This window comes from Lysinibacillus halotolerans, from assembly GCF_003711845.1.
GTDB classification, from domain to species: Bacteria; Bacillota; Bacilli; order Bacillales_A; family Planococcaceae; genus Ureibacillus; species Ureibacillus halotolerans.
In genome coordinates this window covers 41430-67236 of the sequence record NZ_RHLQ01000013.1, presented here as the reverse complement: position 1 = coordinate 67236, position 25807 = coordinate 41430, and the positions used below count along the sequence as shown (strand labels likewise).

At 36.0% G+C, this 25807-nt stretch carries 21 protein-coding genes and 1 other annotated feature; of the genes, 3 read left to right on the top strand and 18 right to left on the bottom strand.

Translation table 11 applies throughout. The features are described 5' to 3' along the window. Positions 1–106: 106 nt before the first annotated feature. The 3 genes from EC501_RS07145 to EC501_RS07135 all read right to left on the bottom strand — a co-directional run bounded on the left by EC501_RS07145 (position 107) and on the right by EC501_RS07135 (position 5396). Positions 107–1357: a bifunctional folylpolyglutamate synthase/dihydrofolate synthase gene (locus EC501_RS07145; RefSeq protein ID WP_122971611.1), complete on the bottom strand. Its 1251-nt coding sequence runs from the start codon at positions 1355–1357 to the stop codon at positions 107–109. Then, the gene (locus EC501_RS07140; protein WP_122971610.1) at positions 1338–2639 is read right to left on the bottom strand and encodes a bifunctional folylpolyglutamate synthase/dihydrofolate synthase; all 1302 of its coding nucleotides are present in this window, start codon (positions 2637–2639) and stop codon (positions 1338–1340) included. The genes EC501_RS07145 and EC501_RS07140 overlap by 20 nt, the downstream gene beginning before the upstream one ends. Positions 2640–2744: 105 nt before the next feature. Beyond that, positions 2745–5396, bottom strand: coding sequence for a valine--tRNA ligase (locus EC501_RS07135; RefSeq protein ID WP_122971609.1), 2652 nt, complete (start codon positions 5394–5396; stop codon positions 2745–2747). Between the two features lie 63 nt (positions 5397–5459). Further along, positions 5460–5718 (bottom strand) — a binding site (T-box leader). A gap of 172 nt (positions 5719–5890) precedes the next feature. Between EC501_RS07135 and EC501_RS07130 the strand changes: the two genes are divergently transcribed. Then, on the top strand, positions 5891–6088 hold the full coding sequence (locus EC501_RS07130) for a hypothetical protein (RefSeq protein WP_122971608.1): 198 nt from the start codon (positions 5891–5893) through the stop codon (positions 6086–6088). Here the strand turns inward: EC501_RS07130 and EC501_RS07125 are convergent. The 14 genes from EC501_RS07125 to EC501_RS07060 form a co-directional block, all read right to left on the bottom strand. Continuing rightward, on the bottom strand, positions 6065–7054 hold the full coding sequence (locus tag EC501_RS07125; protein ID WP_122971607.1) for a hypothetical protein: 990 nt from the start codon (positions 7052–7054) through the stop codon (positions 6065–6067). The genes EC501_RS07130 and EC501_RS07125 overlap by 24 nt on opposite strands. Positions 7055–7214: 160 nt before the next feature. Further along, positions 7215–8501: a glutamate-1-semialdehyde 2,1-aminomutase gene (gene hemL / locus EC501_RS07120; RefSeq protein WP_122971606.1), complete on the bottom strand. Its 1287-nt coding sequence runs from the start codon at positions 8499–8501 to the stop codon at positions 7215–7217. 2 nt (positions 8502–8503) lie between these two features. Beyond that, positions 8504–9484 carry a porphobilinogen synthase gene (hemB, locus tag EC501_RS07115; RefSeq protein WP_122971605.1) on the bottom strand — a complete coding sequence of 327 codons (981 nt, stop codon included), beginning with the start codon at positions 9482–9484 and terminating at the stop codon, positions 8504–8506. Beyond that, entirely contained in the window at positions 9471–10238 is a 768-nt protein-coding gene (locus tag EC501_RS07110) for a uroporphyrinogen-III synthase (RefSeq protein ID WP_122971604.1), read from the bottom strand. Before EC501_RS07110 ends, hemB begins: the two co-directional genes overlap by 14 nt. After that, complete coding sequence (gene hemC, locus EC501_RS07105; protein ID WP_122971603.1) at positions 10231–11160, bottom strand: hydroxymethylbilane synthase; 930 nt, start codon at positions 11158–11160, stop codon at positions 10231–10233. Before hemC ends, EC501_RS07110 begins: the two co-directional genes overlap by 8 nt. Positions 11161–11178: 18 nt before the next feature. Next, positions 11179–12006, bottom strand: coding sequence for a cytochrome c biogenesis protein (locus EC501_RS07100; protein WP_122971602.1), 828 nt, complete (start codon positions 12004–12006; stop codon positions 11179–11181). Positions 12007–12263: 257 nt separating this feature from the next. Then, positions 12264–13625 (bottom strand): glutamyl-tRNA reductase, encoded by a 1362-nt coding sequence (gene hemA / locus EC501_RS07095; RefSeq protein WP_122971601.1) that lies wholly within the window; start codon positions 13623–13625, stop codon positions 12264–12266. 273 nt (positions 13626–13898) lie between these two features. After that, entirely contained in the window at positions 13899–14480 is a 582-nt protein-coding gene (gene yihA / locus EC501_RS07090; protein ID WP_122971600.1) for a ribosome biogenesis GTP-binding protein YihA/YsxC, read from the bottom strand. A 1-nt stretch (position 14481) separates the two neighbouring features. Further along, positions 14482–16803, bottom strand: a complete 2322-nt coding sequence (gene lon, locus EC501_RS07085) for an endopeptidase La (RefSeq protein WP_122971599.1) — start codon at positions 16801–16803, stop codon at positions 14482–14484. Between the two features lie 270 nt (positions 16804–17073). After that, a complete protein-coding gene (clpX, locus tag EC501_RS07080; protein ID WP_122971598.1) occupies positions 17074–18342 on the bottom strand; it encodes an ATP-dependent protease ATP-binding subunit ClpX in 1269 nt (422 codons plus the stop codon). 289 nt (positions 18343–18631) lie between these two features. Further along, the gene (gene tig, locus EC501_RS07075; protein ID WP_122971597.1) at positions 18632–19924 is read right to left on the bottom strand and encodes a trigger factor; all 1293 of its coding nucleotides are present in this window, start codon (positions 19922–19924) and stop codon (positions 18632–18634) included. A 106-nt stretch (positions 19925–20030) separates the two neighbouring features. Continuing rightward, positions 20031–21038, bottom strand: a complete 1008-nt coding sequence (locus tag EC501_RS07070; RefSeq protein WP_241559293.1) for a tetratricopeptide repeat protein — start codon at positions 21036–21038, stop codon at positions 20031–20033. A gap of 223 nt (positions 21039–21261) precedes the next feature. Further along, a complete protein-coding gene (locus EC501_RS07065; protein ID WP_122971595.1) occupies positions 21262–22143 on the bottom strand; it encodes an NAD-dependent epimerase/dehydratase family protein in 882 nt (293 codons plus the stop codon). Positions 22144–22164: 21 nt separating this feature from the next. Next, positions 22165–23214 (bottom strand): DUF4097 family beta strand repeat-containing protein, encoded by a 1050-nt coding sequence (locus EC501_RS07060; protein WP_158599676.1) that lies wholly within the window; start codon positions 23212–23214, stop codon positions 22165–22167. A gap of 218 nt (positions 23215–23432) precedes the next feature. On the opposite strand from EC501_RS07060, the gene EC501_RS07055 reads away from it, so the two are divergent. Beyond that, a complete protein-coding gene (locus EC501_RS07055; protein ID WP_122971593.1) occupies positions 23433–23945 on the top strand; it encodes a DUF3231 family protein in 513 nt (170 codons plus the stop codon). 138 nt (positions 23946–24083) lie between these two features. Beyond that, entirely contained in the window at positions 24084–24830 is a 747-nt protein-coding gene (locus EC501_RS07050) for a glucose 1-dehydrogenase (RefSeq protein WP_122971592.1), read from the top strand. Positions 24831–24883: 53 nt separating this feature from the next. On the opposite strand, the gene trhA is transcribed toward EC501_RS07050, so the two are convergent. Beyond that, entirely contained in the window at positions 24884–25525 is a 642-nt protein-coding gene (gene trhA / locus EC501_RS07045) for a PAQR family membrane homeostasis protein TrhA (RefSeq protein ID WP_122971591.1), read from the bottom strand. Positions 25526–25807 lie beyond the last annotated feature (282 nt).

The window sequence follows — 25807 nt, the reverse complement described above, 5'->3', positions numbered from 1 at the left end:
ACGCCTCACTTAAAAAATATTTCGCAAAAACTAATGAAATTCGATATAATTCAACATTACTTACAACCAACATTCTCATTTTTTGCCTGTTTCATACCTATCACTTTCATCTGGTTAACAGTTCTCTGATGATACCTAATAAATATAGAGATCCCGTCACAAAGGTTTTAATCGGCTCATTTGTCGCATTTTGTATGAAGGAAACCGGATCCGTTAAAATAACTTTTTTAGAAGCATTACTTAATTTACATATATCTTCTGCTTTCATCGCCCGCTCATTTGGAAAGTCAACAAAATAAAATTCATCACTTACTTGTTCTAACAATTGAAGGACAGAATCAACATCTTTATCTGCTAGCATCCCAATCACAAAACGGACAGGGTCATTCGGAAATTGGGATCTAATCGTTTGAACTAAAGCATTTGCGCTGGCAGGATTATGGGCTCCATCAAAATACACATTCGGCATTACTTCCTCAAACCTTCCAGGCAATTGGGCACTTTTTACACCTTGTTGAATTTTTCCGATTTCCAACGGGATTCGAAAATGTTGTGCAATTTTGATGAAAGCGGTAATGGCTAAAGCCATATTATCTGCTTGATGTTTTCCTGGTAATAAACGTGTAAGGTGAGGTATTTCCAATCCTTGTTCCTTATTGCGATAAACATCTTCTTCACCAACCGTTGCCACATCAAAATGTTCCCCTAAAGCTAAAACGGGTGCTGATTTATTTTCGGCTTCATTTTTCACAACAATTAATGCTTCTTCCGATAATCGCCCTATAACCACTGGTCTACTTTGTTTAATAATGCCCGCTTTATGCTTTGCAATGCTTTGAATGGTTGGTCCAAGAAACTTCGTATGGTCTAATGCAATACTTGGTATGATGGAAAGTAGTGGCGTTACCACATTTGTACTATCCTCTCTTCCCCCCATTCCAGCTTCAAGCAAAACAAGATCTACCTTTTTCTTCGCAAAATAAAGAAAGGCGATGCAAGTTAACAGTTCAAAATCAGTTAACTTACCACTTAAACCCGATAGACTCAACTGTTGAAAAATTTTATCCATTTCCTTATTGGTGATTGGTTCCCCATTGATTTGTATTTGATCATGAACATCAACAATACAAGGGGACATAAACTTTCCGACGGTTAGTCCATGATTTTTTGCAATTTGCTCAATAAAAGTCAAAGTGGAACCTTTTCCATTAGTCCCAGCTATATGAACGACTTGCAACTGATCTTGTGGATGATGAAGTGCTGTTAAAGCGGCTTTGATTGCTTCTAATCCCGGTTTTATGGATAGGTCACTTTCTACGTTCCATTTCCGTTTATAGTCATCTAACTTTGGAATCATGACAGTTCTCTTCCTTCTCTACTAAAAATTTTCGAACTTCTGCTATGAAGTATAATGATCCTGTAATAATTAAAAGTTCATTTTCTTTTCTATTAGCCAATTCAACTTCGATTAACTGCATCCAATTTTCATTGACATTCACCTTCGAATGGCTTGACTTGCTTGCTAAGACCCGAGCTTTCGCTGCACGGGGTAAATCAATTTCAGTAAAATTCATCGCTGATGCCACTTGATCCATCATTTGAATACTCATCTCATGATCTTTATCTTGTAATGCGGCATAGATGAATTTGTATTGTTTGTTTGGATACACTTTTTTTAATGTTTCAATTAAAGCTGTAGTACCTTCGGAATTGTGGGCTCCGTCAATAATGACACCCTCACCTATCTGTTCGAATCTTCCTTCCCAGCGTGCATTTTGCAATGCTTGCCGAATAGTAGATTCTTTAATATTACGATCAAAGAGTAAAGAAGCTGTAATCGCTAATGCTGCATTATCAATTTGATGATTTCCTTGCATCGCTAAAGGAATGGAAGGAAAAACGTGTTGTTGAAAATGATAGTCGAATTGTTGTAGTAGCCCTATTTTTTCATTTGATGTAACAATTGACTCATTTAAAAAATACATTGGTGCATTGCATTCCGCGCCCCGCTGTCTAATCACTTTTTGCGCGTTCATTTGTTTCACACCAACAACGACAGGCTTTTCAAATTTAATAATTCCAGCCTTTTCAAAGGCGATTTTTTCAATCGTATCCCCTAATATGTCGGTATGCTCTAAAGAAATCGTTGTAATGACCGAAACTTCTGGTGTGATGACATTCGTAGAATCGATTCGTCCGCCAATTCCTGTTTCCATTAAGGCGACATCGACCTTTTCATTCGCAAAATGCATTAAAGCAATGACTGTCATAATTTCAAAAAAACTTGGAAACTGTCCATCCAAATTTGTTTCGATAATTTTTGCGACTTTATTGGCATATTGTAAAAATGCTTCATCCGAAATTTGAGTATGATTAATCGTAATCCGTTCATTCACCCTTTCTAAATGGGGTGAAATAAAAGCGCCAACTCGCAATCCATGTTCCGTTAAAATAGCTCGGGTTGCATTTAAAGTGGACCCTTTCCCGTTCGATCCAGCAAAATGAATAAACTTTACCTTTTCCTCGGGATTTCCTAACAGCTGTAAAATTTTCCGAACAGCTTCTAGCGGTTGTCCTTTATATGTACTTGCCTTTAATGTAAAGATGAAATTCGTACATTCTTCTATAGAGTGAAACATATTTTCTTCTCCTCGATTCATTCATTAAAAAAACAACAATTCTCCAACTTAAGGTTATTGTAAAAGAAAAAATGCCCTAGTTAAACTAGGACATCTTTTATCATATTACATATTTTTTAATTCTGCTAAACGTTTTTCAACCGCTTCATATTTTTCTTGATAATCAGCCAGTTTTTCTCGTTCTTTTGCAACTAAAGCTTCTGGAGCTTTTGAAACAAATTTCTCGTTTGAAAGTTTACCAGAAACTAATTTCACTTCTTTCGCCCATTTTTCTAATTCTTTTTCTAAACGAGCAATTTCTTCATCTAAGTTAATTAATCCTGCAAGTGGTAAATAAATTTCAGCGCCTGATACTACTGCCGTCATGGATTGGGCAGGTGCTTCTAATGCTACTCCAATAGATAAAGTTTCTGGATTACAGAACTTTTCGATATAAGCAGTATTGTCTTCTAACACTTTCGCTGTTTCCCCATCCTTAGCAGAAATAAATAATGGAACTTTTTTACTCATTGGCGTATTTACTTCAGCTCGAATGTTACGAACAGAGCGAATAATATCTGTTAATAGCTTCATACTTTCCGCATCTTGAGTAAAGTTAAACTGTTCTTTAACTGTTGGCCATGCAGCAACTGTAATTGACTCGCCTTCATGTGGAAGGTGTTGCCAAATTTCTTCTGTAATGAAAGGCATAAACGGATGTAATAATCGCATTGTTTGATCAAGTACGTAAGCAAGAACAGAACGTGTTGTTTTCTTCGCTGCTTCATCTTCTCCATAAAGAGGTAGTTTCGCCATTTCAATATACCATGAACAGAAATCGTCCCAAATGAAGTTATACAATTCACGGCCTACTTCACCGAATTCATAACGATCTGCTAAATTTGTTACCCGCTCAATCGTTTCATTTAAACGAGTTAAAATCCATTTATCCGCAACATTTAAATGACCTGTTAAATCGATTTCCTCATATTTCATCCCATCCATGTTCATTAAAGCGAAACGGGAAGCGTTCCAAATTTTATTGGCAAAGTTCCAAATCGATTCTACTTTTTCTGTTGTATAACGTAAATCTTGACCTGGAGATGATCCAGTTGCTAAGAAATAACGTAAGGAGTCGGCACCATATTGGTCGATTACTTCCATTGGATCTACACCATTGCCGAGGGATTTACTCATTTTACGTCCTTCACCATCACGAACTAACCCATGAATTAATACATCTTTAAATGGACGTTCCCCTGTAAATTCTTTCCCTTGGAAAATCATTCGAGAAACCCAGAAGAAAATAATATCATATCCCGTTACTAATGTACTTGTTGGGTAGTAACGTTTATAAAGTTCATTATTTTCATCAGGCCAGCCCATAGTAGAGAATGGCCATAGAGCAGAAGAGAACCAAGTATCTAATACGTCTTCATCTTGCGTCCAATTTTCTGCATCTTTCGGAGCCTCTTTCCCTACATAAACTTCTCCTGTTTCGTTATGATACCAAGCTGGGATTTGGTGACCCCACCACAGTTGACGTGAAATACACCAGTCACGGATATTTTCCATCCAACGGGAATACGTATTTTCAAATCGGGAAGGAACAAAGTTTACTTTACTTTCTTCATTCCCTTGTAAGTTAAGAGCAGCCTCTGCTAACGGTTGCATTTTTACAAACCATTGTTTTGATAAATATGGTTCCACAACAGCACCTGAACGTTCTGAGTGACCTACAGAGTGGGTATGAGGCTCGACTTTAATAAGTACTCCTGCTGCCTTTAAATCTTCTACAATTTGTTTACGGCATTCGAAACGATCCATCCCTTGATACTTTCCAGCATTTTCATTCATCGTACCATCTTCGTTCATCACGAGAATACGTTCTAAGTTATGGCGGTTACCAACTTCAAAGTCATTTGGATCATGGGCAGGTGTCATTTTTACAACCCCTGTACCGAATTCCATATCTACGTAATCATCTGCTACGATTGGAATCTCACGACCAACGATTGGCAGGATAACGGTTTTACCAACTAAATGTTTATAGCGTTCGTCATTTGGATGAACGGCTACCCCAGAATCACCAAGCATCGTTTCCGGACGAGTTGTTGCTACTTCCAACACACCTGAACCATCTGCCAATGGATAATTCATATGGTAAAACGCACCTTCAACATCTTTATAAATTACTTCAATGTCAGATAAAGCTGTTTTTGCTGCTGGATCCCAGTTAATAATCCGTTCACCACGATAAATTAAGCCTTTTTCATACAATGAAACGAATACTTCTTTAACGGCATCCGATAAACCTTCATCCAATGTAAAACGTTCTTTTGTATAGTCAAGAGCAAGGCCGATTTTTGCCCATTGCTCACGAATATGGCCAGCATATTCTTCTTTCCATTCCCACGTTTTCTCAAGGAACTTTTGACGGCCTAAATCGTAACGGGAAATCCCTTGTTCGCGAAGTTTCTCTTCAACTTTTGCTTGTGTTGCAATACCAGCATGGTCCATACCAGGTAACCATAATGCGTCGTATCCTTGCATACGTTTCATACGGATTAAAATATCTTGTAATGTCGTATCCCATGCATGCCCTAAATGTAATTTACCTGTTACATTCGGAGGTGGAATTACAATGGAATAGGGCTGCTTTCCGCTTTCAGGCTGTGCTTCAAAAAATTTCCCTTTTAACCACCACTCATAACGACCCGCTTCTATACTTTGGGGATCATACTTCGTTGGCATTGTTAAGTTTGGTTGTTCTGTCATATTGACTCCTCCTTATGATATTTTTTAAAAGCGAATAAAATAAAAAAACTCCTATCGCCCTATCAAAAGGACGAAGGAGTTTTGATTCTATTTTTCGCGGTACCACCTTTAATTCCGAGATAAGGTTATCAATTCAAACGAAATAACACTAATATCTCGACACTCATTGTGGTAACGGGGTTTACCCGGCATTTTGCTACTATCATTTCACAAAAGCTGCTCCAAGGCTACGTTCAAATGGTTGCAAGCAGAAACTTTTCAGCTACCGTTTCCTCTCTTAAGCAAGCAAGCACATTTTACTCTTCCTGTTCATCGCATCCATCATTATTCACTTCACTTTTGTCAACCGATGCAATTTGATGAAACCAATTTAACAATTCATCATAACTATATAGTATAAGACAACGGTTAAACAAAGTATAACTGTTCTTATTGTATAATATACCATTAACAGTTTTCAAGTGACAATAAATTTGATGAAAGGAAGTGAAAATATGAAAAAACGAAGTAACTACAATCCCTATTTGTTGCCACCATGGCTTAGGAAAACTCGATTTTTTTGTAAACAAATTGCCATTCCCATTGCGGTTTTCCAAGCTATCCGAACATTAATAGTACCAACAACTGGCGATTTTATTTTATTACTCATATTAGTTTTATTATGTTGGTTATTTGCGAATGATTTTATTTGAGAAATTTAGAATCGTATACGACTCCGTTAATTCTTGATAAAAATCATCCGTATCCGTAGGGAAATATTGAGTCGATTCCACTACTTTATCTTTATTTACAGACTCAGATGTTTCTTCACTATTATCTACAAGGTTACCACTAGAAAACGTAATATGATCCAATGATTTTCTACTACTTTCATAAGAATCGAATAATACGTTCTCATTTTCTACAACTAGTTCCAGCTCTTCAGTCGGAGTTTGTCCAGAGGTATTAGTTGTATTCTCCACCTCTGGTTGCATTTGAGCAGTTGATGGTTCTTGAACAGTTGGCTCCTCTGGAAAAATAGCATCATGTCCAAAACGAATTTCTTCTGTCACCTGTGATTCTTCTTGTTGTGTTTCATCTTCGTTTAACTGTTCAGTAAATGTGATTGCTTCGTTCAATGGTTCAAGATTCGCTGTTTTTTCTGGTATCGTAGGTTGTTCAGGGAAAACGGCTTCATAATTAAATTGAATTTCTTCAGTTACTGGAGGTTGTTCCGATGACGAATTTTCCACTTCGTAATGGAATAAAGCACCTTCGACAGATTCTTCAAATTGACAATCAACATCCCATTTAAATGTACAATTTGAACCATTATATACAAAGTACGATACATCATTTATACAAATTTGAGGCTGACTTTCACTCGCAACTTTATCACGAGGCAAATCAATTTCTAAAGGTAGTGCATATTCAAAATAACCGTTATTCCCTTCAAATTCCAATTCTTCGATATAAGTACCATCGCTATACTCCGGCAATTCATTTGGATTAAAACGTGCCGTAGCTGCTATATGATAAATACCGACTAAACGAATGGAGTCATCCGTCTCAATTTGTTGCCAAATTGGTTTTATATCAACAGATAGTACTTCTTCCACAACACCTAACTGTTCTGGAAATACAAATTGCGTCATCATATCCCAATTAATATTTTGCATATGGTATCCCTCCCGTATCTACCATATGCTTCAAGAAAATAAGTATGCTAAGAAATGTCTATAAAACTTCCGTAAGTAAAAGGCATTTCATACTTATTCTTATTTTTTATTTTAATAAAAAAAGAGTGCCTATCTCCTTTGAGATAGACACTCTTTTCCATTATCGGGCTAATTTGGCAAACACTTTATGGAATGCTTCTACGGTTTTTTCAATATGCTCTTCTGTATGAGCAGTTGAAATAAACAATCCTTCAAATTGGGAAGGTGGTAAATAAATCCCTTCCTCCGCCATTAATTTATAATACTCAGCAAATAATTTTAAGTCTGAAGTTTTAGCTGAAGCAAAGTCCACTACCTCTTCATTTGTTAAGAATAAACCAATCATTGAACCAGCGCGATTAACAGTATGTGGAATATTGTATTTCGTTGCTGCTTCACGAATACCCGCCTCTAATTGGTCACCTAATTTTTTGAAATATTCATAGGATTCTGGTGTTAAACGAGATAACGTCTCAATACCAGCTGTCATAGCTAATGGGTTACCGGATAATGTTCCGGCTTGATAAACTGGACCTGCTGGTGCAATTTGCTCCATAATTTCCCGTTTCCCTGCAAAGGCACCAACTGGAAGACCACCGCCAACAACTTTACCAAGGCATGTTAAATCCGGGTTCACACCAAAATAACCTTGAGCACAATGATAATCGACACGGAAACCAGTCATTACTTCATCAAAAATAAGAAGGGATCCATTTTCTTCTGTTACTTTTCGTAACCCTTCTAAGAAACCTGGTTTCGGAGGAACAACTCCCATATTTCCTGCAACTGGCTCCACAATTACAGCCGCAATTTGTTCACCAAATTTTTCAAATACTGCTTGTACTGCTTCTAAATCATTATAAGCAACTGTTAATGTATTTTTAGCGATATCCGCAGGAACACCAGGGCTATCAGGTAAACCTAGAGTAGCGACGCCTGATCCAGCTTTAATTAATAAAGAATCACCGTGACCGTGGTAAGATCCTTCGAATTTTAAAATAATATCTCTACCCGTATATCCACGGGCTAAACGTAATGCTGCCATTGTCGCTTCCGTACCAGATGAAACAAAACGTACCATTTCAACAGATGGAACTCGATCAATAACAATTTGAGCTAATTCATTTTCCAATAAAGTTGGAGCACCAAAAGAAGAGCCTTTTGCAGCTTGCTCTTGAATAGCTTTCACAACTTCTGGATGGGAATGACCTAAAATAAGGGGGCCCCAACTTAATACATAGTCAATGTATTCATTGCCATCGATATCTTTAATAATGGCACCTTTTCCAGATTCCATAAAAATTGGATCTGTGTTAACTGATTTAAATGCACGTACAGGGCTATTTACCCCACCAGGCATTAAATGAACACTTTCAGAAAATGCTTGAATCGATTTTTCATATGTCATGATTATTTCCCCTCCAACCAACGGACAGCATCTTTTGCATGATAAGTAAGAATCATATCAGCACCAGCACGTTTCATACCAAGTAAAGTTTCTAGCACTACCGCTTTTTCATCAATCCAGCCGTTTAATGCTGCTGCTTTTACCATCGCATATTCACCAGATACGTTATAAGCCACGATTGGTAAATTGTAATTGTTACGAACATCACGAATAATATCTAAATAAGATAGTGCAGGTTTTACGATTAAGAAATCTGCTCCTTCTTCGATATCGGATTCTGCTTCCCGGAATGCTTCTAAACGATTCGCTGGATCCATTTGATACGTTTTACGGTCTCCAAATTGGGGAGCCCCATCTGCTGCTTCACGGAATGGACCATAGTAAGCAGATGCATATTTTACAGCGTAAGACATAATCGGTACATCTTCGAAACCAGCTTCATCTAAGGCAACACGAATAGCCGCTACGAAACCATCCATCATATTGGATGGGGCAATAATGTCCGCTCCTGCTTTTGCTTGAGATACAGCTGTACGGGCTAAAACATCTAGTGAAGGGTCATTTAAGATTTTTTCTCCTTCTACTACTCCACAATGACCATGATCAGTAAATTCACATAAACATGTATCCGCAATAACGATTAATTCCGGATGACGTTCTTTAATTAAACGAGTTGCTTCTTGAACAATACCATGGTCATGGAATGCACCAGTACCTACAGCATCCTTTTCTGCTGGTATACCGAATAAAATAACCGATGGAATTCCTAAAGCGACAACTTCATCTACTTCTTCAGCTAATCTGTCCAAAGAATATTGGAAAACACCAGGCATGGAGCTTACTTCATTTTTTATATTTTCCCCTTCAATGACAAAAATCGGATAAATAAAATCCTCTTTATGCAAATAAGTTTCTTTCACCATTGAACGCATTGTTGCGGATGAACGAAGACGACGATGTCTTTTGAAATTAAGATCTTTCATGATTGATTTCCTTCTTTCTTTGAATTTCTTCAATAACTGCTTCCATTGTATAAACTTTCGGTTTGTATGTAACTTCAGCACCATAAAACGCTATTCTTGCTGCTGTTATATGGCCAATGGCAGCTAATTTAGCTTTATCCCACCCGGTAATAGGGGCAACATGATTTGCAAAAACATCTACAGCTGAAGGGCTTGCGAAAATAAGGATTGGTTTTGCCTTTGTTTGTACAAGTTCTATTAAAGACTGAATATTGGTCAGATTTTCATGTGTATCATACACAGTCCATTCTTTCACGTCAAAAGGTAATCCCCTTTTCAGCGTATCTTTCGCTTTATTTCCTTTAATAAACAAACAGTTTAGTTCGTCCCCCGTTATCGCTGGGAACTCCTTCACAAATACATCGGCACTAAAAACCGTCGGCATGAAGCTTACTTGGAAGCCATTTTGTTCCAAAGATTTCGCTGTTTTTGTACCAACCGCCGCCACCCGCCCATTAAAGTGGGCAGGGGTTAAATGATGGCGTTTCATCTTATCACAAAAGGCTCTGACTCCATTTTGACTTGTGAAAATAAGCCAGTCAACTATTCGAGCTTTTTGAAGTAGCTCATCATCATTTCGATGAATCGTTTCTTTCGTTTCAATAAGAGGACAGGAAATAGCTTCTCCACCTAATGACTGAATTTTAGTAAGGATTGTAGTCGATTTTGTCGTACCCGTTAAAACGACCGTATTTCCTTCTAAAGGTTTAAGCATTTTGTTCAGCCTTTACTTTCTGAATTAAATCAAAGGCTCCTTGCTCTGTTAAAATGTTCGCTACTTCTTTCCCTAATTGCTCAGGGTTAGTTCCAGTTAAAGTTTCTTTATAAATAACAGATGAATCTGGGGCTGCAACTAGTCCAGTTAAAGTTAATGTATCCCCTTCAGTTTTTGCATAGCCTGCGATTGGCACTTGGCAGCCACCATCCATAGCAGCTAAAAAGGCACGCTCAGCATGGGCTTCGTTCCAAGTAGTTTGATCTGTTAATTTTGCTAATGCATCTAATAGCTCTTTGTCATCTCCGCGACATTCAATTCCTAATGTTCCTTGGGCTACTGCAGGTAAACATAAATCGATATCTAAATATTCTGTAACGACGTCATCATTCCAACCAAGACGTTTCAGACCAGCTGCAGCTAAAATGATTGCATCGTAATCTTCATTTTCAAGTTTTGCTAAACGAGTATCTACATTTCCTCGAATCCATTTAATTTCAAGATCAGGTCTTGCCTGTAAAAGTTGAGCACTACGACGTAAAGAGCTTGTCCCAACAACTGCTCCTTTAGGTAAGTCCGCAAATTTCACATGACCTTTTGAGATAAAGGCATCTCTTGCATCTTCACGGGGAGGAATACATCCAATAACTAACCCTTCTGGTAATACTGCTGGCATGTCTTTCATGGAATGAACAGCAAAATCGATATCTTTATCATACAAGGCTTGTTCGATTTCTTTTACAAATAACCCTTTCCCTCCAACTTTAGACAATTGAACATCTAAAATACGGTCTCCCTTTGTTACAATTTCCTTTACTTCAAACTCAAAAGGAACTCCCGCGTTTTTTAATTCATTTATAAACCAGTTCGTTTGAGTTAGTGCTAATTTACTTTTCCGTGAACCTACGATGATTTTTCTCATGATAAGCCTACCTTTCTACTAATACCAAAAATGAAAATTGGATAATTTACTACCTAAGAAGAAATTAATTACAACAAGTAAGAAAGTGTAAATTTGTGCCCAAGCAAAATTTAAACCTGTAAGTTTCCCACTATGATGTAATACTAAAACCGTTAAATAAATAACCGTAATGACAAAGGAACCGACAATTTTTATATCGAAAATGGAGAGGACCTCCAATTTTAAAAACGCCCATTCCAAGCCTAATAATAAACTAATAAAAATAATCGGAACACCAATTAAAACGGAATAAAACATCCACCTACTCATTTGATGCAAACTAGGTAAGCGGGACCATAATTTCGTATACTTTTTCTCCTTTAGCAATCTGTATAAAATTAAATATAAAACAGAAAAAACAAAAGAAAGGGAAAAAGCAGCATAGGAAATAATAGCAAAGGATATATGGATAAATACCATCTCAGATTCTAGCGATTCAACTAGTGGATGTTCGACCTGATTTGGTGTAAATAAATGAATCGTCACAAAGATAAATCCTAAAACATTAATAAAAAATACAGGTAAATCAACTCGTGCAATACAATGTAAAATAATCGAAATCGTCACAAGTAACCATGCGTAAAAGTAAATCCCCTCTGTCAATGAGAGAATAGGGAAACGCCTAATTTCGATTATATAAAGTAAAAAGAATGCAGTTTGTAAGACCCATACGACGGAAATGAGCCAAAAGCCAATTCGTCGAATTTTAACACGTTTGTAGAAAAAATCGATGAAATAAAATACGATTCCGACGGCATAAAGAACAACCATGATCTCATAAAGCCTAGCCATTGCTAATTGTGTCATTTCGCTACCCTTCTTCATCTTTTACAACTTTTATCAATCTAATACCTTATTCAAGGTTTTCAGTAAAAATATGTAAAACTTCAAAAAATAAGCGTTCTCGTATCTCAGTTTACCATACAGATACGAAAACGCCTCAATTACAAATAAAAATGCCTACTTTTAATACAAGGCAACAAATACAATATATAACGAAAATCAAATAGTTGCTTCCATATTAAGAGGCTTTATTTAGCCAATATCCTTCTAACTAAATAAAATTAATATGACAATTTCCCATCTAAAACTGCCTTATTTTGTGAACTTTCCATAAAAGCTTGTTCACTTCGCTGTTGAGTATTCACTTCTTCATTGACTGCTTCTTCAATACCAAATATTTGTTGGAAAAGCATCAATTGTTGATTTGCCTTAGGTGAATTCGCCAATTCCTTCGCTTGTAAAATAGGATCCTTCAATAATTGATTAATGATGGATTTTGTATGTTTATTTAATATTTTGCGTTCACGTTCCGTTAAGTTAGGCATTTTATTTTCAATACTAGACATCGTTTCTTTTTGAATGCGATCCGCCTTTTTGCGAAGGGCAGAAATAACAGGAACAACGCCTAAAGTTGCAAACCAATCTTTAAATTGAACGACTTCTTGTCCAATCATTTCTGTAATTTCTTGAGCCGCTTGTTCACGTTCCGCTAAATTTGCTTCCACAATACCTTGCAAATCATCTATATCATATAAGAAAACATTTGATAAATCGCCAATACGTGGATCTAAGTCACGTGGTACTGCGATATCGACCATAAATAAAGGTTTCCCTTTACGTAAACGTTCTACGTACTCCATTAGTTCCAAGTCAATCACATAATCTGTCGAACCTGTAGAACTAATTAATATATCTGCTTCTAATAAAATACATTGTAGTTCTTGCATTGATTTCGCATCACCGTTAAATTTCGATGCTAGTTTTTCGGCCTTTTCAAAAGTACGGTTAACAACAGTTACTTTCCCTACACCGTTACCGTATAAGTTTTGAATCGCCAATTCACCCATTTTACCAGCACCTAATATTGCAACGTGTTTATTTTTTAATGAACCGAAAATCTTTTTAGCAAGTTCTACTGCTGCATATGAAACAGATACTGCATTTTCATTAATTGTCGTTTCATTATGAGCACGCTTAGCGAAAGTGACAGCTTGTTTGAACAATTGGTTGTAAATCGTACCAGTAGAACCAATTTCTTGGGCTTCTAAAAAGCTTTTCTTCACTTGTCCAAGAATTTGAGTTTCACCTAACACCATTGAGTCAATTCCTGATGTAACTCGGAATAAATGATGTAACGAATCGTCATCTTCTCGAATATATAAATGAGTTTCAAATTGTTCAACAGGAATGTCGAACCATTTCGCTAAAAATTGTTTAATATAATATCGGCCTGTATGCAATTGATCAACTACCGCATATATTTCAGTTCGGTTACATGTTGAAACAATTACGTCTTCTAATATGCTTTTTTCTTTTTTTAATGCTGCCATCGCCTTCGGTAATTCACTCTCAATAAACGACAATTTTTCACGAATTTCGACTGGCGCAGTTCTATAATTCAAGCCTACGACTAGTGTATGCATGAACTTTACACCTCACACGATCTATTTCATAAATTTTATTTTAACATAAAGAAAGCGTTATCCACACGATAAAATGTGAACATGCTATGAAAGTATTTTTAAATTAGAATTATTCTAAAGTAAGTGTAACAAATATTACGTGATGTTTCAAATTAGAATGCTTAAAAAGAAATAGTTAGAATAATTCTATTATTTCGTTATGTAATGTCGAAATATCGTTTAAGAAAAATACGCTAGCAAAAATTTTACTAGCGCATGTAGATTTATGTAGGATTACATTCGTTTTTCAATTTCAGTCCAAGCTTGTTCGAAGCCTAAACCTGTTTCTGATGAAAAAACGATTAGTGGATCATTTTTATCCATCTCCAACGTTTCTCTTACTACTTTTTTATGCTTTTCCCAATTACCTTTTTTTATCTTATCGGCTTTTGTTGCAATAACGATGGCAGGAATGTTGTAATACTTTAAAAAATCGTACATCATGACATCATCTTGTGTAGGGGCATGTCTTAAATCAACGATTAATACAACAGCACGTAATACTCTACGCGCTGTTATATATCGTTCAATCATTTTCCCCCACGCTTCCCGTTCCTTTTTGGAAACTTTGGCATAGCCATAACCAGGTACGTCAACGAAAAATAATTGTTCCTCGATTTTATAAAAGTTTAACGTTTGCGTTTTCCCTGGCTTAGATGAAATACGAGCTAATGCTTTTCTGCCAATCATCTTATTGATGAAGGAAGATTTCCCTACATTCGAACGGCCCGCTAAAGCAAATTCAGGAAGTCCATCTTCTGGATATTGCTCTGGTTTAACGGCACTTATAACCATTTCTACGTTATGGACTTTCATTTCATTTAAAACCTCCAACAAGTGCAATATTAAGCACTTCTTCTGCAGATGATACCGGCTTAAACGTCAATTGTTCACGAATTGTGTCTGGAATATCATCTATATCTTTTTCATTATCCTTTGGAATAATAATTGTAGTTAAACCTGCACGATGGGCTCCTAATGATTTCTCTTTTAAACCACCAATCGGTAATACACGTCCGCGCAATGTAATTTCTCCAGTCATCCCTACTTCACGATTAATCGGTTTATTGGAAATGGCTGAAACAAGGGCTGTCGCCATCGTAATCCCTGCTGATGGACCATCCTTTGGTACTGCCCCTTCTGGAACGTGAATATGAATATCATGTTGATCGAAGTAATCTTCATCAATTGCTAATTTATCCGTTAAAGAACGAACATAGGATAACGCCGTTTGGGCAGATTCCTTCATTACATCTCCAAGCTTACCTGTTAAGATTAATTTACCCTTCCCAGGTGTTAATGATACTTCGATTTGGAGTGTATCGCCACCAACAGTCGTATAAGCTAAACCAGTAGCAACCCCTACTTGGTTTTCTGTTTCTGCTTGACCATAGTGGAATCGGTGTTTACCAAGCATATCCTCTAATACTTTTGAGTTCACCGTCACCCGTTTTTTCTCACCGGAGACAATTATTTTAGCAGCCTTACGACAAAGGGAAGCAATTTGTCTTTGCAAATTACGAACACCGGCTTCTCTAGTGTAATAACGAATTAAATCAATGATTGCTTCGTCTTTAATAATAAGCTGAGATTTTTTCAAACCGTTTTCACTAATTTGTTTTGGTATTAAATGATTTTTTGTAATGAGCGTTTTTTCAATTTCTGTATAACCAGCAATCGAAATGATTTCCATACGATCTAGTAAAGGTCCTGGGATTGTGCTTAAATCATTAGCCGTAGCAATAAATAACACTTGTGAAAGATCATAAGGTTCTTCCAAGTAATGGTCACTAAAGGAATTATTTTGCTCTGGATCTAATACTTCCAACATAGCAGCAGATGGATCGCCACGGAAATCGTTGGACATTTTATCGATTTCATCTAGTAGAAATACCGGATTTACTGTACCAGCTTTTTTCATCCCTTGAATAATACGGCCAGGCATTGCCCCAACGTACGTACGTCGGTGACCACGAATTTCCGATTCATCCCTTACTCCACCTAAGGATACGCGGACAAAATGACGATTTAAACTTTCAGCAACAGATTTTGCCAATGAAGTTTTACCAACCCCCGGAGGCCCTGCTAAACAGAGTATTGGACCACGGACAGAATTTTTCAATTGACGGACAGATAAATATTCTAAAATACGTTCTTTTACTTTTTCTAATCCATCATGATCACGATTTAAAATTTCTTCTGCATGTTTTATATCTAAACGATCTTCCGTGCTTTCCTTCCAAGGAACGGTAATAAGCCATTCTATATAATTTCGAATAACCCCACTCTCAGCACTTGCAGCTGGAAGCTTTTCATATCGATCTAATTCTTTAATTGCTACCCTTTTAGTGGATTCAGGCATACCAGCTTCTTCTACCCGTTTCCGCAAATCGGCTACTTCTCCCGTTTTTCCTTCACGGTCGCCAAGTTCGGCTTGTATCGCCTTCATCTGTTCGCGCAAATAATATTCCTTTTGCGTCCGTTCCATCGCTTGTTTTACTTTAGAATTGATTTTCTTTTCAAGGTTTAATACTTCCTGTTCATCATGAAGACGAACGATTAAGTGATTTAACCGTTTCTTTACATCGAAAAGGCTTAAGACTTCTTGCTTTTCCGACACTTTAAAAGGCAAATGGGATGCTACGATGTCACAAAGTCGACCAGGTTCTTCAATGTCTATAACGGAATCAATCGTCTCTGAAGTTATTTTGTTTGATGATTTGGCGTATTTTTCAAAATAAGAAATTAAAGTACGCATTAACGCCTCGATTTCTGCGTCCTTTTCCGTATCATCTTCATGAATTTCAAGATTCACTATCGTGAAATTCTTTTGTTCTTCATAATGAGTCATTTTCGCACGGCTTATGCCTTCAACTAATATGCGCAAAGTTCCATTTGGAAGTTTTAGCATTTGTTTTACATTTACTAGTGTACCAATGGAATAAAGCTCATCTTTTGTCGGCTGTTCCACACGTAAATCCTTTTGTGTTGCTAAAAAGATTTGATTTTCGTTTAACATTGCGTGTTCTAAAGCCGCTACCGACCGAGCTCTCCCTACATCAATATGTAAAACCATTGAAGGGTAAACTAATAAGCCACGTAATGGTAATAGTGGAATATTTTCTTTTGTTTTAGTCATGCGGGTATTCACCTCCATCCACATTTTCCGTTACAACCCGCTTGTTTAGTATGTGATAAAAAAACGACATTTCACTTACATATTCATAGTAAATTCTGTATTGAGCGAAAATGTTAGTCTTATACCTACTACTTATTATGTAAATAAAAACTTAAATTAGACACTTATATGTAGTTTATTTTTGGAACAAAGAGCTGACTTACGAAATAGCGCTAATTAAACGCAAGTTCGAAGTCAGCTCTCAAAACTAATTGCTGAACTTTAGCTAAATTAAGCTGAAGTTTTTTTGTCTGAAATATTTAGTTCTGTTCCATCAGCAAGAATCAATTTCGGTGTAGCTTTTTCCGTTATTGTTTCCTTCGTAATAATACATTTCACAATATCTTCACGGGAAGGAAGTTCAAACATCATATCTAACATTGTTGATTCAATAATCGAACGCAATCCGCGAGCCCCAGTTTTTCGTTCAATGGCTTCTTTTGCAATCGCTAACAATGCTTCTTCTTCGAAATCTAATTCCACTTTATCTAGTTCAAACATTTTTTGGTACTGTTTCACCAAAGCATTTTTCGGTTCAGTTAAAATACGCACTAATGCGCTCTCGTCTAACTGTTCTAAAGATGCTAAAACTGGTAAACGTCCAATGAATTCAGGAATTAAACCAAATTTTAATAAATCTTCAGGAATTAATTGAGAAAGTAATGACGCACTATCCTCTTCCACTTTCTTCGGATCAGCACCAAAACCAATTACTTTACGTCCTTGACGACGTTTAATAATTTGTTCAATACCGTCGAACGCTCCACCAACAATAAATAGAATGTTCGTTGTATCTATTTGTAAAAACTCTTGATGCGGATGTTTTCTTCCACCTTGTGGAGGAACACTTGCAACCGTACCTTCAAGAATTTTAAGTAATGCTTGTTGAACACCTTCGCCTGATACATCACGTGTAATTGAAGGGTTTTCAGATTTACGAGCTACTTTATCGATTTCATCTATATAAATAATCCCTTTTTCTGCACGTTCGATATCATAATCAGCAGCTTGTATTAATTTTAAAAGGATATTTTCAACATCCTCACCAACATACCCCGCTTCAGTAAGAGAAGTCGCATCTGCGATTGCAAATGGTACGTTTAAAATACGTGCTAATGTTTGAGCAAGGAGTGTTTTCCCACTACCAGTAGGTCCAATTAAAACGATATTCGATTTTGACAATTCGACATCATCAATTTTGCTGTTCGAATTAATTCGTTTGTAATGATTGTACACAGCAACTGATAATGCTTTCTTGGCGCGCTCTTGTCCAATTACATATTCGTCTAAAATCGATAATATCTCTTTTGGTTTAGGGATCTCTTGAAATTCAATTTCCTCTTCTACCCCTAACTCTTCTACAACGATTTCAGAACAAAGCTCGATACATTCATCACAAATGTAAACGCCAGGTCCAGCTACTAATTTACGTACTTGTTCCTGTGGTTTTCCACAGAATGAACACTTTAAATTGCCTTTTTCATCATTAAATTTGAACAATTTGCTTCACCCCTATTCAAGCAACAATCTTACAAGATTCTGTTATGTTTATCAAATAAGTTGTTTCGATTCACCCATAATAGCATTTATTATAAGCTTATTTTGTCTATGTATTGATTCAATATGTCAAACAAAATTTGACTAAATCCAATGAAAGTTGTTAAACATTGAGAAAATTCCCTAATTTTACCGACAATTCAGAATATTTCTAGTTTTAAAACAAGGTACGGTGAGTTGCCGTACCTTGTCACAATATTCATTCAACTACATTGTACTAGAAAACAAGAAATTATTCAGTAATTTTTGCGTTCTCAACTAAGAACTCAACTGTTTTTTGTGTACGAATATCGTTTTCTAGAATTTCAGTATTTCCACCTAAAGCTGAAATAATTTGGTCATTTGTCATACCAAATTGTGCTGCCATTTTTTCTAGTTCAGCATTAACATCTTCTTCTGTTACTTCGATGTTTTCTGCTTTAGCAATTGCTTCTAAAGTTAATGAAACACGTACGCGATTTTCAGCTTCTGGACGCATTTGTTCATGTAAAGCATGCTCATCTTGACCTGAGAATTGGTAGTAAAGGTCTAGAGTCATACCTTGCATTTGTAAACGTTGACCGAATTCGTCGATCATGCGGTGAATTTCATTGTGAGTCATAGATTCTGGAATATCGATTTCAGCATTTTCAGCTGCTTTTTCTACTAATTCATCACGTAAAGCACTTTCTGCTTCAGCTTTCTTTTGCTCTAAAGTTTGTTCTTTTAATTTCGCACGTAATGCTTCTAAAGATTCAACTTCAGGATCGATTTCTTTAGCGAATTCGTCGTTTAATTCTGGAAGAACTTTTGTTTTTACTTCTTTCACAGTTACTTTGAATGTAGCTTCTTTACCAGCTAATTCTTCAGCGTGATATTCTTCTGGGAATGTAACAACAACATCTTTTGATTCTCCAGCTTTTAAACCTACTAATTGTTCTTCGAATCCTGGAATGAATGAACCAGAACCGATTTCTAATGGATAGTCTTCACCTTTTCCACCTTCGAACGCTTCTTCACCAACGAAACCTTCGAAATCGATAACAGCAGTATCACCTTCTACGATTGCTTCGTCTTCTTTAATTTCTAATTCTGCTTTACGGTTTAATTGTTCTTGGATTTGAGCTTCAACTTCTTCATCCGTTACTTCTGTTGCTAATTTTTTCACTTCTAAACCTTTGTATTCACCAAGTTTTGGTTCTGGTTTAACTGTAACTTTTGCTGTAAAAGTGAAATCTTGTCCTTTAGCGAAGTTTTCAGTTCCATCGATTTCTGGATAATCTACAGGAACAATACCTGTTTCATCGATTGCATTTGAATATGCATCTGGAACTAAAATTTCTAAAGCATCTTGATAAAGAGCTTCTACACCAAAGCGTTTTTCGAAAATCGGACGTGGCATTTTCCCTTTACGGAAACCAGGTACGTTAATTTCTTTCACTACTTTCGCGAAAGCTTTATCTAAAGCTTTATTAACTTCTTCAGCTGGTACTTCGATTGTTAATGTACCAATATTACCTTCTTGTTTTTCCCATTTTGCTGACATTTATAATACCTCCAAAATTAGTTTACAATTGTTAGACAAACCACTCGTTTATACGATTTTGACAACCATTTTAGTATAACATAGATAAACGGAGTTTCAACTTTTTTCATACTTCTTGTAGTTCTGTTAGCTTTTCAAGATTTTGCAAAAATTCTACTAGTTCGTAATCCATTTCATGAACACTACCAAACATCGTTTTGACAAAATCAATATAACTAATCGCAACATCTTCCGAATCATAAGACAACCATTCAAAAGGATATGTGACAATCGAATGTTTAGCAATTAAGTATTCGACCATTTCTAAAGTGGAAGGTTCCTTTTCTAATTTCTCCACAACAAGTTTAGAAACTTGTGTAAATTGTGGCATTTTCGTAGGTAATTCCAGTTTAGCCGGATTAACATTCATCACTTTATCGAATTTTCTAATTGTCAAATTTGTATCCACCTGTTGCTCTACAAGTAATATTAAAACAATACTTTTAATAAAGGGATGTGTTTCTTCGTTTTCAATAATTGCTTTAAGGTGGTGGACAATCGGTCGTATATTTAACATCGTCAATTCATGAACAGTGTTTAGTTGCTTACTAGGTGGAAGAGACATAAATTGTTGTAAATTAAACATTTCAGGATCTACATCATTGTTATTTCTTACAGGTTCTTCTTGTTTTACGACATTCCCCGCTATGTTAGCGTTTATATCCTTAAGCCGTTCAAATTTTTCAATTTGTTCCTCGGGAATCGCACCTTCTTCTAATAAGGAAGTAATTATTCTTTCAACCTGTTTAAATTGTTTGAGTTGCATACAAATGGTTAAGTATAATTCCATTACTTCCAGGTACATCGTAGGACCAATGCTTAATAACCGTTCACAAACATCTTTTGCTTTTTCAAATGATTTCGTTTCATATAATGAATAGGCATAAACACTAAGGGTTAATTCATCACCTTCAGTATATTTTAATGCTTCTTCAAAATTTTTATTTGCTAAATCATATTGATAGTTTTCTACAAATTCGTGGGCTTGTGCTATTAATTTTTCGACTGTACCAGGAAATATAACGACATTATCAAATGTTGTATATTTTTTTTGCTTTTTCTTCAAACGTCTCACTCCCTGATGTCTGCTATGAAAATATTGCCAAACAATTGTAGTTATTGTACCTTTTATTTTTCAAGGGAACAATATCCTTCAAAAAATGTTCCGAAGTTATTCAAGTATTAACCGACTTTTTATCATTTTAATCGAAGAGAATAACGACTTAATTGTTCAATAGAGAATAAAAAAGCTACTTAAGAATATGAAATACATCCCATTCATAAGTAGCTGTATTACTTTATTGTAACTTATTTGCTAGTTTTTGAATTAACATAGGCAACCACCCTTGTAAAGGTTGACATTGGAAACCCGCTTTTTCAGCTTTTTCAGACGACATATACCAATCATTTGGAACTGCAAAGGGGGATCGGCTTTTTTCATCGCCAACAAGGGCAATTTTCGCACCTTTTTCGACCGATTGTTCAATCAAGTTGATTAGTTCTTTCATTGAATAGGTTCCAGGCGAAGTAGCATTGTATGGACCATCAATGTTTGAAAAACCCGCAAAGCGTAAAAAGGTAGCCGCATCATCAGATAAAATATAAGACATTTTAGCATCCATATTTAAAAAGCTAATTACCTTCCCTTGCGCCACCCGTTCAACATGAAAATGCAAGCGTTTTGTATAGTCATCTTCCCCTAATACTATCGGAAAACGAACAGCTACTACTGGAAATTGAGCCTTTTGGCAAAACACAGGTTCCGCTTGACGCTTCCCTTCTCCATATGAAAAGTCATTACTTTCACCAGCTACAATTGAATAATGGTATGGATCAAATTCCTCTTCCTTCAACTCTGCACCTAAGTCTATATAAGTTGACATCGTGGAAGTAAAAATATATTTTTTTGTTTTCCCTTCAAAAATGTCGCATGCTGCCATCGCTTCATTTGGAGAAAAACAAATATTATCATACACGATGTCCCATTGTGTATTTTGCATCGCCTTTTGAAGAGCCTCTTTATCCGTTCGATCGACTACAATTCGCTTTACACGGCTACCGAAGGGATGTGGAGAATTACCGCGGGTTGCAATCGAAACTTCATGCCCCTCTTCTACTAATAATTCCACAAGTTTTTTTCCAAAAAATCGGGTTCCACCTAAAACTAATATTTTGCCCATTCCTTTATCCCTCTTCCACTTTCACGTTTCTTGTAAACTTGCTGTTGTTACCATAATACGTCCAGTATCTGATTTCAACTTAATTGGTACAGAACCATCGCCAAATTGAAATTTTTCCCCCTTTTCTCCGTAGACTTCAACACGGCCAAAACCCGATTTTAACGTTAAAGTTGCATCATCTAATGGCTCATCTGTTTTAAGGGTAATGCTACCATTATCTGTTTTCCAACGAATTGGTTTAGTAACAGCTGGAATATAACCATCTATCCTTCCATTATCCGTTGAAGCCTTTATCTCTCCTTTTACATTATGTAATTCAATTCGACCATTATCTGTTGATAGATCAATTTTTTCCGCACTCGAGTGATTTACAACAATACGACCATTGTTCGTTGAAGCACTAACGTCCGTGCAATTAGAATGTTCTATCAAAATTCGCCCATTGTCCGACTTTATATTTAATGAATTCGCTAACAATGATTTCAAATGAATGGTTCCAACATCCGTTTTAACTTTTATCGATTTAGCTTGTTGAACGTTCATTTCAATTTTTCCTATATCATTTTGGACAAGGAGCTGATTATACAATTTTTGTGGTAGCTGAATCGTTACATGAACAACAGTGCGAACGTTGAAGTTAATATAAATGAAGAAAAATCTAAACCCATCCTCACGGTTTACATGGATTTCCAACGTATTATTTACAATATGCGTCGTTACTTTTGTTTTTCCATCTTGATCTTTTACATGAATAGATGGTTTATCATCACTAGATGGAATAATTGTAATATTGGCTCTATCTGCTTTAATATGAACATTTTCATATTCCGTAATAGCAGTTGGTGAAAATTCCACATTTGTTTCAAATTCCTCTTCCGAATAAGCCGATAACAGTTCATCAACTAACTCATGAATCGGTCCTAAAGATTCAATAATATCTTCTTCTTTTTTCCCTTCTGCCTTTCCGTTGGCAAAGTATTCCTTAAAATCCCGTATAATATTTTTCCGTTCTTCCTCCTTTAACAAACCTAATTCAGCTTCCAATTTTTTTAAAAAAACCTCTTCTGTCATTCTCAATCCTCCTTTAATATTGTTCATTTCCCCTCTATTCATTTCTCCTATTCTTCTAGAAGTTCCTTTATTTTTTACGAATTTGAAAATCATATAAAGAGCCCGTTCATTATACTGAAAATAGTCCATGGAAATATTATGAAAATGAATAATAATTTCATTCTTGACCACTCTAGTTTTAGTTAGGAAATAATATGTATTAACAAGGAGTGTTATCCATGGGAATCATGAGTCGAAATCCAAAAGAAGAGCCGCTACATTACGGAGAAGTTTTTACAATTTGGTCGAATGTTTTAACAAATAACGGAATGATTGCTATGTATCAAACCTTATATAACCATACTGGAGATCGCGATTTAGCGAAGTTAGTAGAAGAAGCGGTTGTTGGTATGGAAGAAGAAAATAAGCAATTAACAGAAATTTTAAAAGTAAACGGTGTTGGATTACCACCCGTTCCCCCAGAACGCCCTAACGCTCGCCTTGAAGACATCCCTGTAGGAGCAAAATATAATGATCCGGAAATTAGTGCGATTATATCTGGCAACGTCGCTGCGGGGTTAGTCGCTTGCAGTACAGCTATGGGAAAAAGCACTAGGGAAGATATTGCAGCGATGTACGGTCAATTTCACATGGCTAAAGCACAATTAGCCACAAAATTATTACGTTTAAACAAAAGTAAAGGGTGGTTAGTACCTCCTCCCCTTCATATCGCTCCTCAAGATGAAAGATAGGAATAACGAAAAAACGGTAAGGATAGAAACTACTCTCTAGTCTTCTATCCTTTTTTGTATGTTTTTTTCAAGTAATAACACTTGCCATTTTTCAATGAATATGGAATAAATAACCGTAAAAAAGAAAGGAGAATATATATGTTTCTTAATAAGGTAGTTATCGTAACAGGTGCTGCACAAGGAATTGGACGAGAAGTAGCATCCCGATACGCTGAAGCTGGCGCTCATGTAATTTTAGCGGATATAAATGAACAATTAGGTGTAGAAGTTAGTACTAATCTAAAGAATAAAGGCTATTCCGTCCATTTCATTCCAACGGATGTACGGAAAGAACAAGATGTCATTCAGTTAATGACCACTTCAGTTGAAAGGTTTGGAACTATTGATATTTTAATTAATAATGCAGGTATTTTTAGACCTATTTCGCCCTACGATATTTCGATGGACGTTTGGGACGATGTGATTAACACAAATTTACGAAGCGTCTTTATCTGTTCAAGAGAAGCAGCGAAATTTATGCGTTTAAATAAAAATGGCGGTGCTATCGTTTCGATGGCATCTACAAGGGCGTTTATGTCTGAACCACATACTGAATCCTACGCTGCAACAAAGGGTGGTATCGTTGCATTAACCCATGCATTAGCTAGCTCCTTTGCACCAGATCACATCCGGGTAAATTGTATTTCTCCAGGCTGGATTGAAACCGGTGATTATGCACAGTTGAGGGAGATTGATCATCGCCAACATTTTTCAGGAAGGGTAGGAAAACCCTCAGATATTGCTCGAGCATGTTTTTATTTAACAGATGATCAAAACGATTTTGTAACAGGAATCAATTTAACTGTAGACGGTGGTATGACGAAAAAAATGATTTACGAGGAGTAAAATTTCTAAAATAAAAAGAGGATTAGGCAGCAAGCCTTCTCCTCTTTTTTAAATTAAACAAATAAATAAATCGTTAAAAACATACATAAGCTTCCGCCTATTACAAAAACATGCCATATCGCATGATTATATGGAATTCTTTTGTTTTTATAAAAATACGTACCTACTGTATAACTTAAACCGCCTGCTAGTAACGTTAAAAAACCATTCCCTGTTATATGATTTAATAATGGTTCATATACAAAAATGGCGAGCCAGCCCATCCCTAAATAAATGATAAGGGATAGTCGTTCGAAACGATGTACGAAATACATTTTAAAAATGATGCCTAAAATAGCTAAAATCCATTCAAGGAAAAACAACGTCCATCCTAATTTACCACCAATCGCTACGAGGGCAAAGGGTGTATAAGAACCCGCTATTAAAAGAAAAATGGAACTATGATCTAATTTTTTCAACAAACTTTTATGAGTTGGCCACGAATGATACAAAGTTGATGCTGCATATAAACAAAACATCGAAATACCAAAAATAATGTAACTCATTAGCTCAATAGTCGAGCTAGAATTTTGTGCTTTCATCACTAATAAAGTCGTGGCAGGGATAGCTAATATCGCACCTAATCCGTGGGTTATCGCATTCCACAACTCTTCTTTCTTACTATAACTACTTTGAACAGCAACCGCTTGTGCCACTTTTCTTCACCTCTTATATTGATTATTCCATATACACATAGTTTGTATAGAATAAGATGTAATATTCATTCCATGATATTTGTCATAATCTATGAACTTATTAATAAAAGATGTTCATGACACTTGTTAGATTTCAAACGTAAAATCTCTCTTTCATTCAGGAATTCTAAACAATTTTGACAATGAAATTGAACATTTTGAGAAACTGTATTACAGTAAATAAGAAATGAATCATTGTTATATAACAACCTTTTCGATAAAAAAACCGAATAACGTCATAAG

Bases quoted from the DNA above. Each gene is read 5' to 3' on its own strand.
- EC501_RS07145 (WP_122971611.1), bottom strand. From the start codon at position 1,357: ATGATTCCAAAGTTAGATGACTATAAACGGAAATGGAACGTAGAAAGT.
- EC501_RS07140 (WP_122971610.1), bottom strand. From the start codon at position 2,639: ATGTTTCACTCTATAGAAGAATGTACGAATTTCATCTTTACATTAAAG.
- EC501_RS07135 (WP_122971609.1), bottom strand. From the start codon at position 5,396: ATGACAGAACAACCAAACTTAACAATGCCAACGAAGTATGATCCCCAA.
- EC501_RS07130 (WP_122971608.1), top strand. From the start codon at position 5,891: ATGAAAAAACGAAGTAACTACAATCCCTATTTGTTGCCACCATGGCTT.
- EC501_RS07125 (WP_122971607.1), bottom strand. From the start codon at position 7,054: ATGCAAAATATTAATTGGGATATGATGACGCAATTTGTATTTCCAGAA.
- hemL (WP_122971606.1), bottom strand. From the start codon at position 8,501: ATGACATATGAAAAATCGATTCAAGCATTTTCTGAAAGTGTTCATTTA.
- hemB (WP_122971605.1), bottom strand. From the start codon at position 9,484: ATGAAAGATCTTAATTTCAAAAGACATCGTCGTCTTCGTTCATCCGCA.
- EC501_RS07110 (WP_122971604.1), bottom strand. From the start codon at position 10,238: ATGCTTAAACCTTTAGAAGGAAATACGGTCGTTTTAACGGGTACGACA.
- hemC (WP_122971603.1), bottom strand. From the start codon at position 11,160: ATGAGAAAAATCATCGTAGGTTCACGGAAAAGTAAATTAGCACTAACT.
- EC501_RS07100 (WP_122971602.1), bottom strand. From the start codon at position 12,006: ATGACACAATTAGCAATGGCTAGGCTTTATGAGATCATGGTTGTTCTT.
- hemA (WP_122971601.1), bottom strand. From the start codon at position 13,625: ATGCATACACTAGTCGTAGGCTTGAATTATAGAACTGCGCCAGTCGAA.
- yihA (WP_122971600.1), bottom strand. From the start codon at position 14,480: ATGAAAGTCCATAACGTAGAAATGGTTATAAGTGCCGTTAAACCAGAG.
- lon (WP_122971599.1), bottom strand. From the start codon at position 16,803: ATGACTAAAACAAAAGAAAATATTCCACTATTACCATTACGTGGCTTA.
- tig (WP_122971597.1), bottom strand. From the start codon at position 19,924: ATGTCAGCAAAATGGGAAAAACAAGAAGGTAATATTGGTACATTAACA.
- EC501_RS07065 (WP_122971595.1), bottom strand. From the start codon at position 22,143: ATGGGCAAAATATTAGTTTTAGGTGGAACCCGATTTTTTGGAAAAAAA.
- EC501_RS07060 (WP_158599676.1), bottom strand. From the start codon at position 23,214: ATGACAGAAGAGGTTTTTTTAAAAAAATTGGAAGCTGAATTAGGTTTG.
- EC501_RS07055 (WP_122971593.1), top strand. From the start codon at position 23,433: ATGGGAATCATGAGTCGAAATCCAAAAGAAGAGCCGCTACATTACGGA.
- EC501_RS07050 (WP_122971592.1), top strand. From the start codon at position 24,084: ATGTTTCTTAATAAGGTAGTTATCGTAACAGGTGCTGCACAAGGAATT.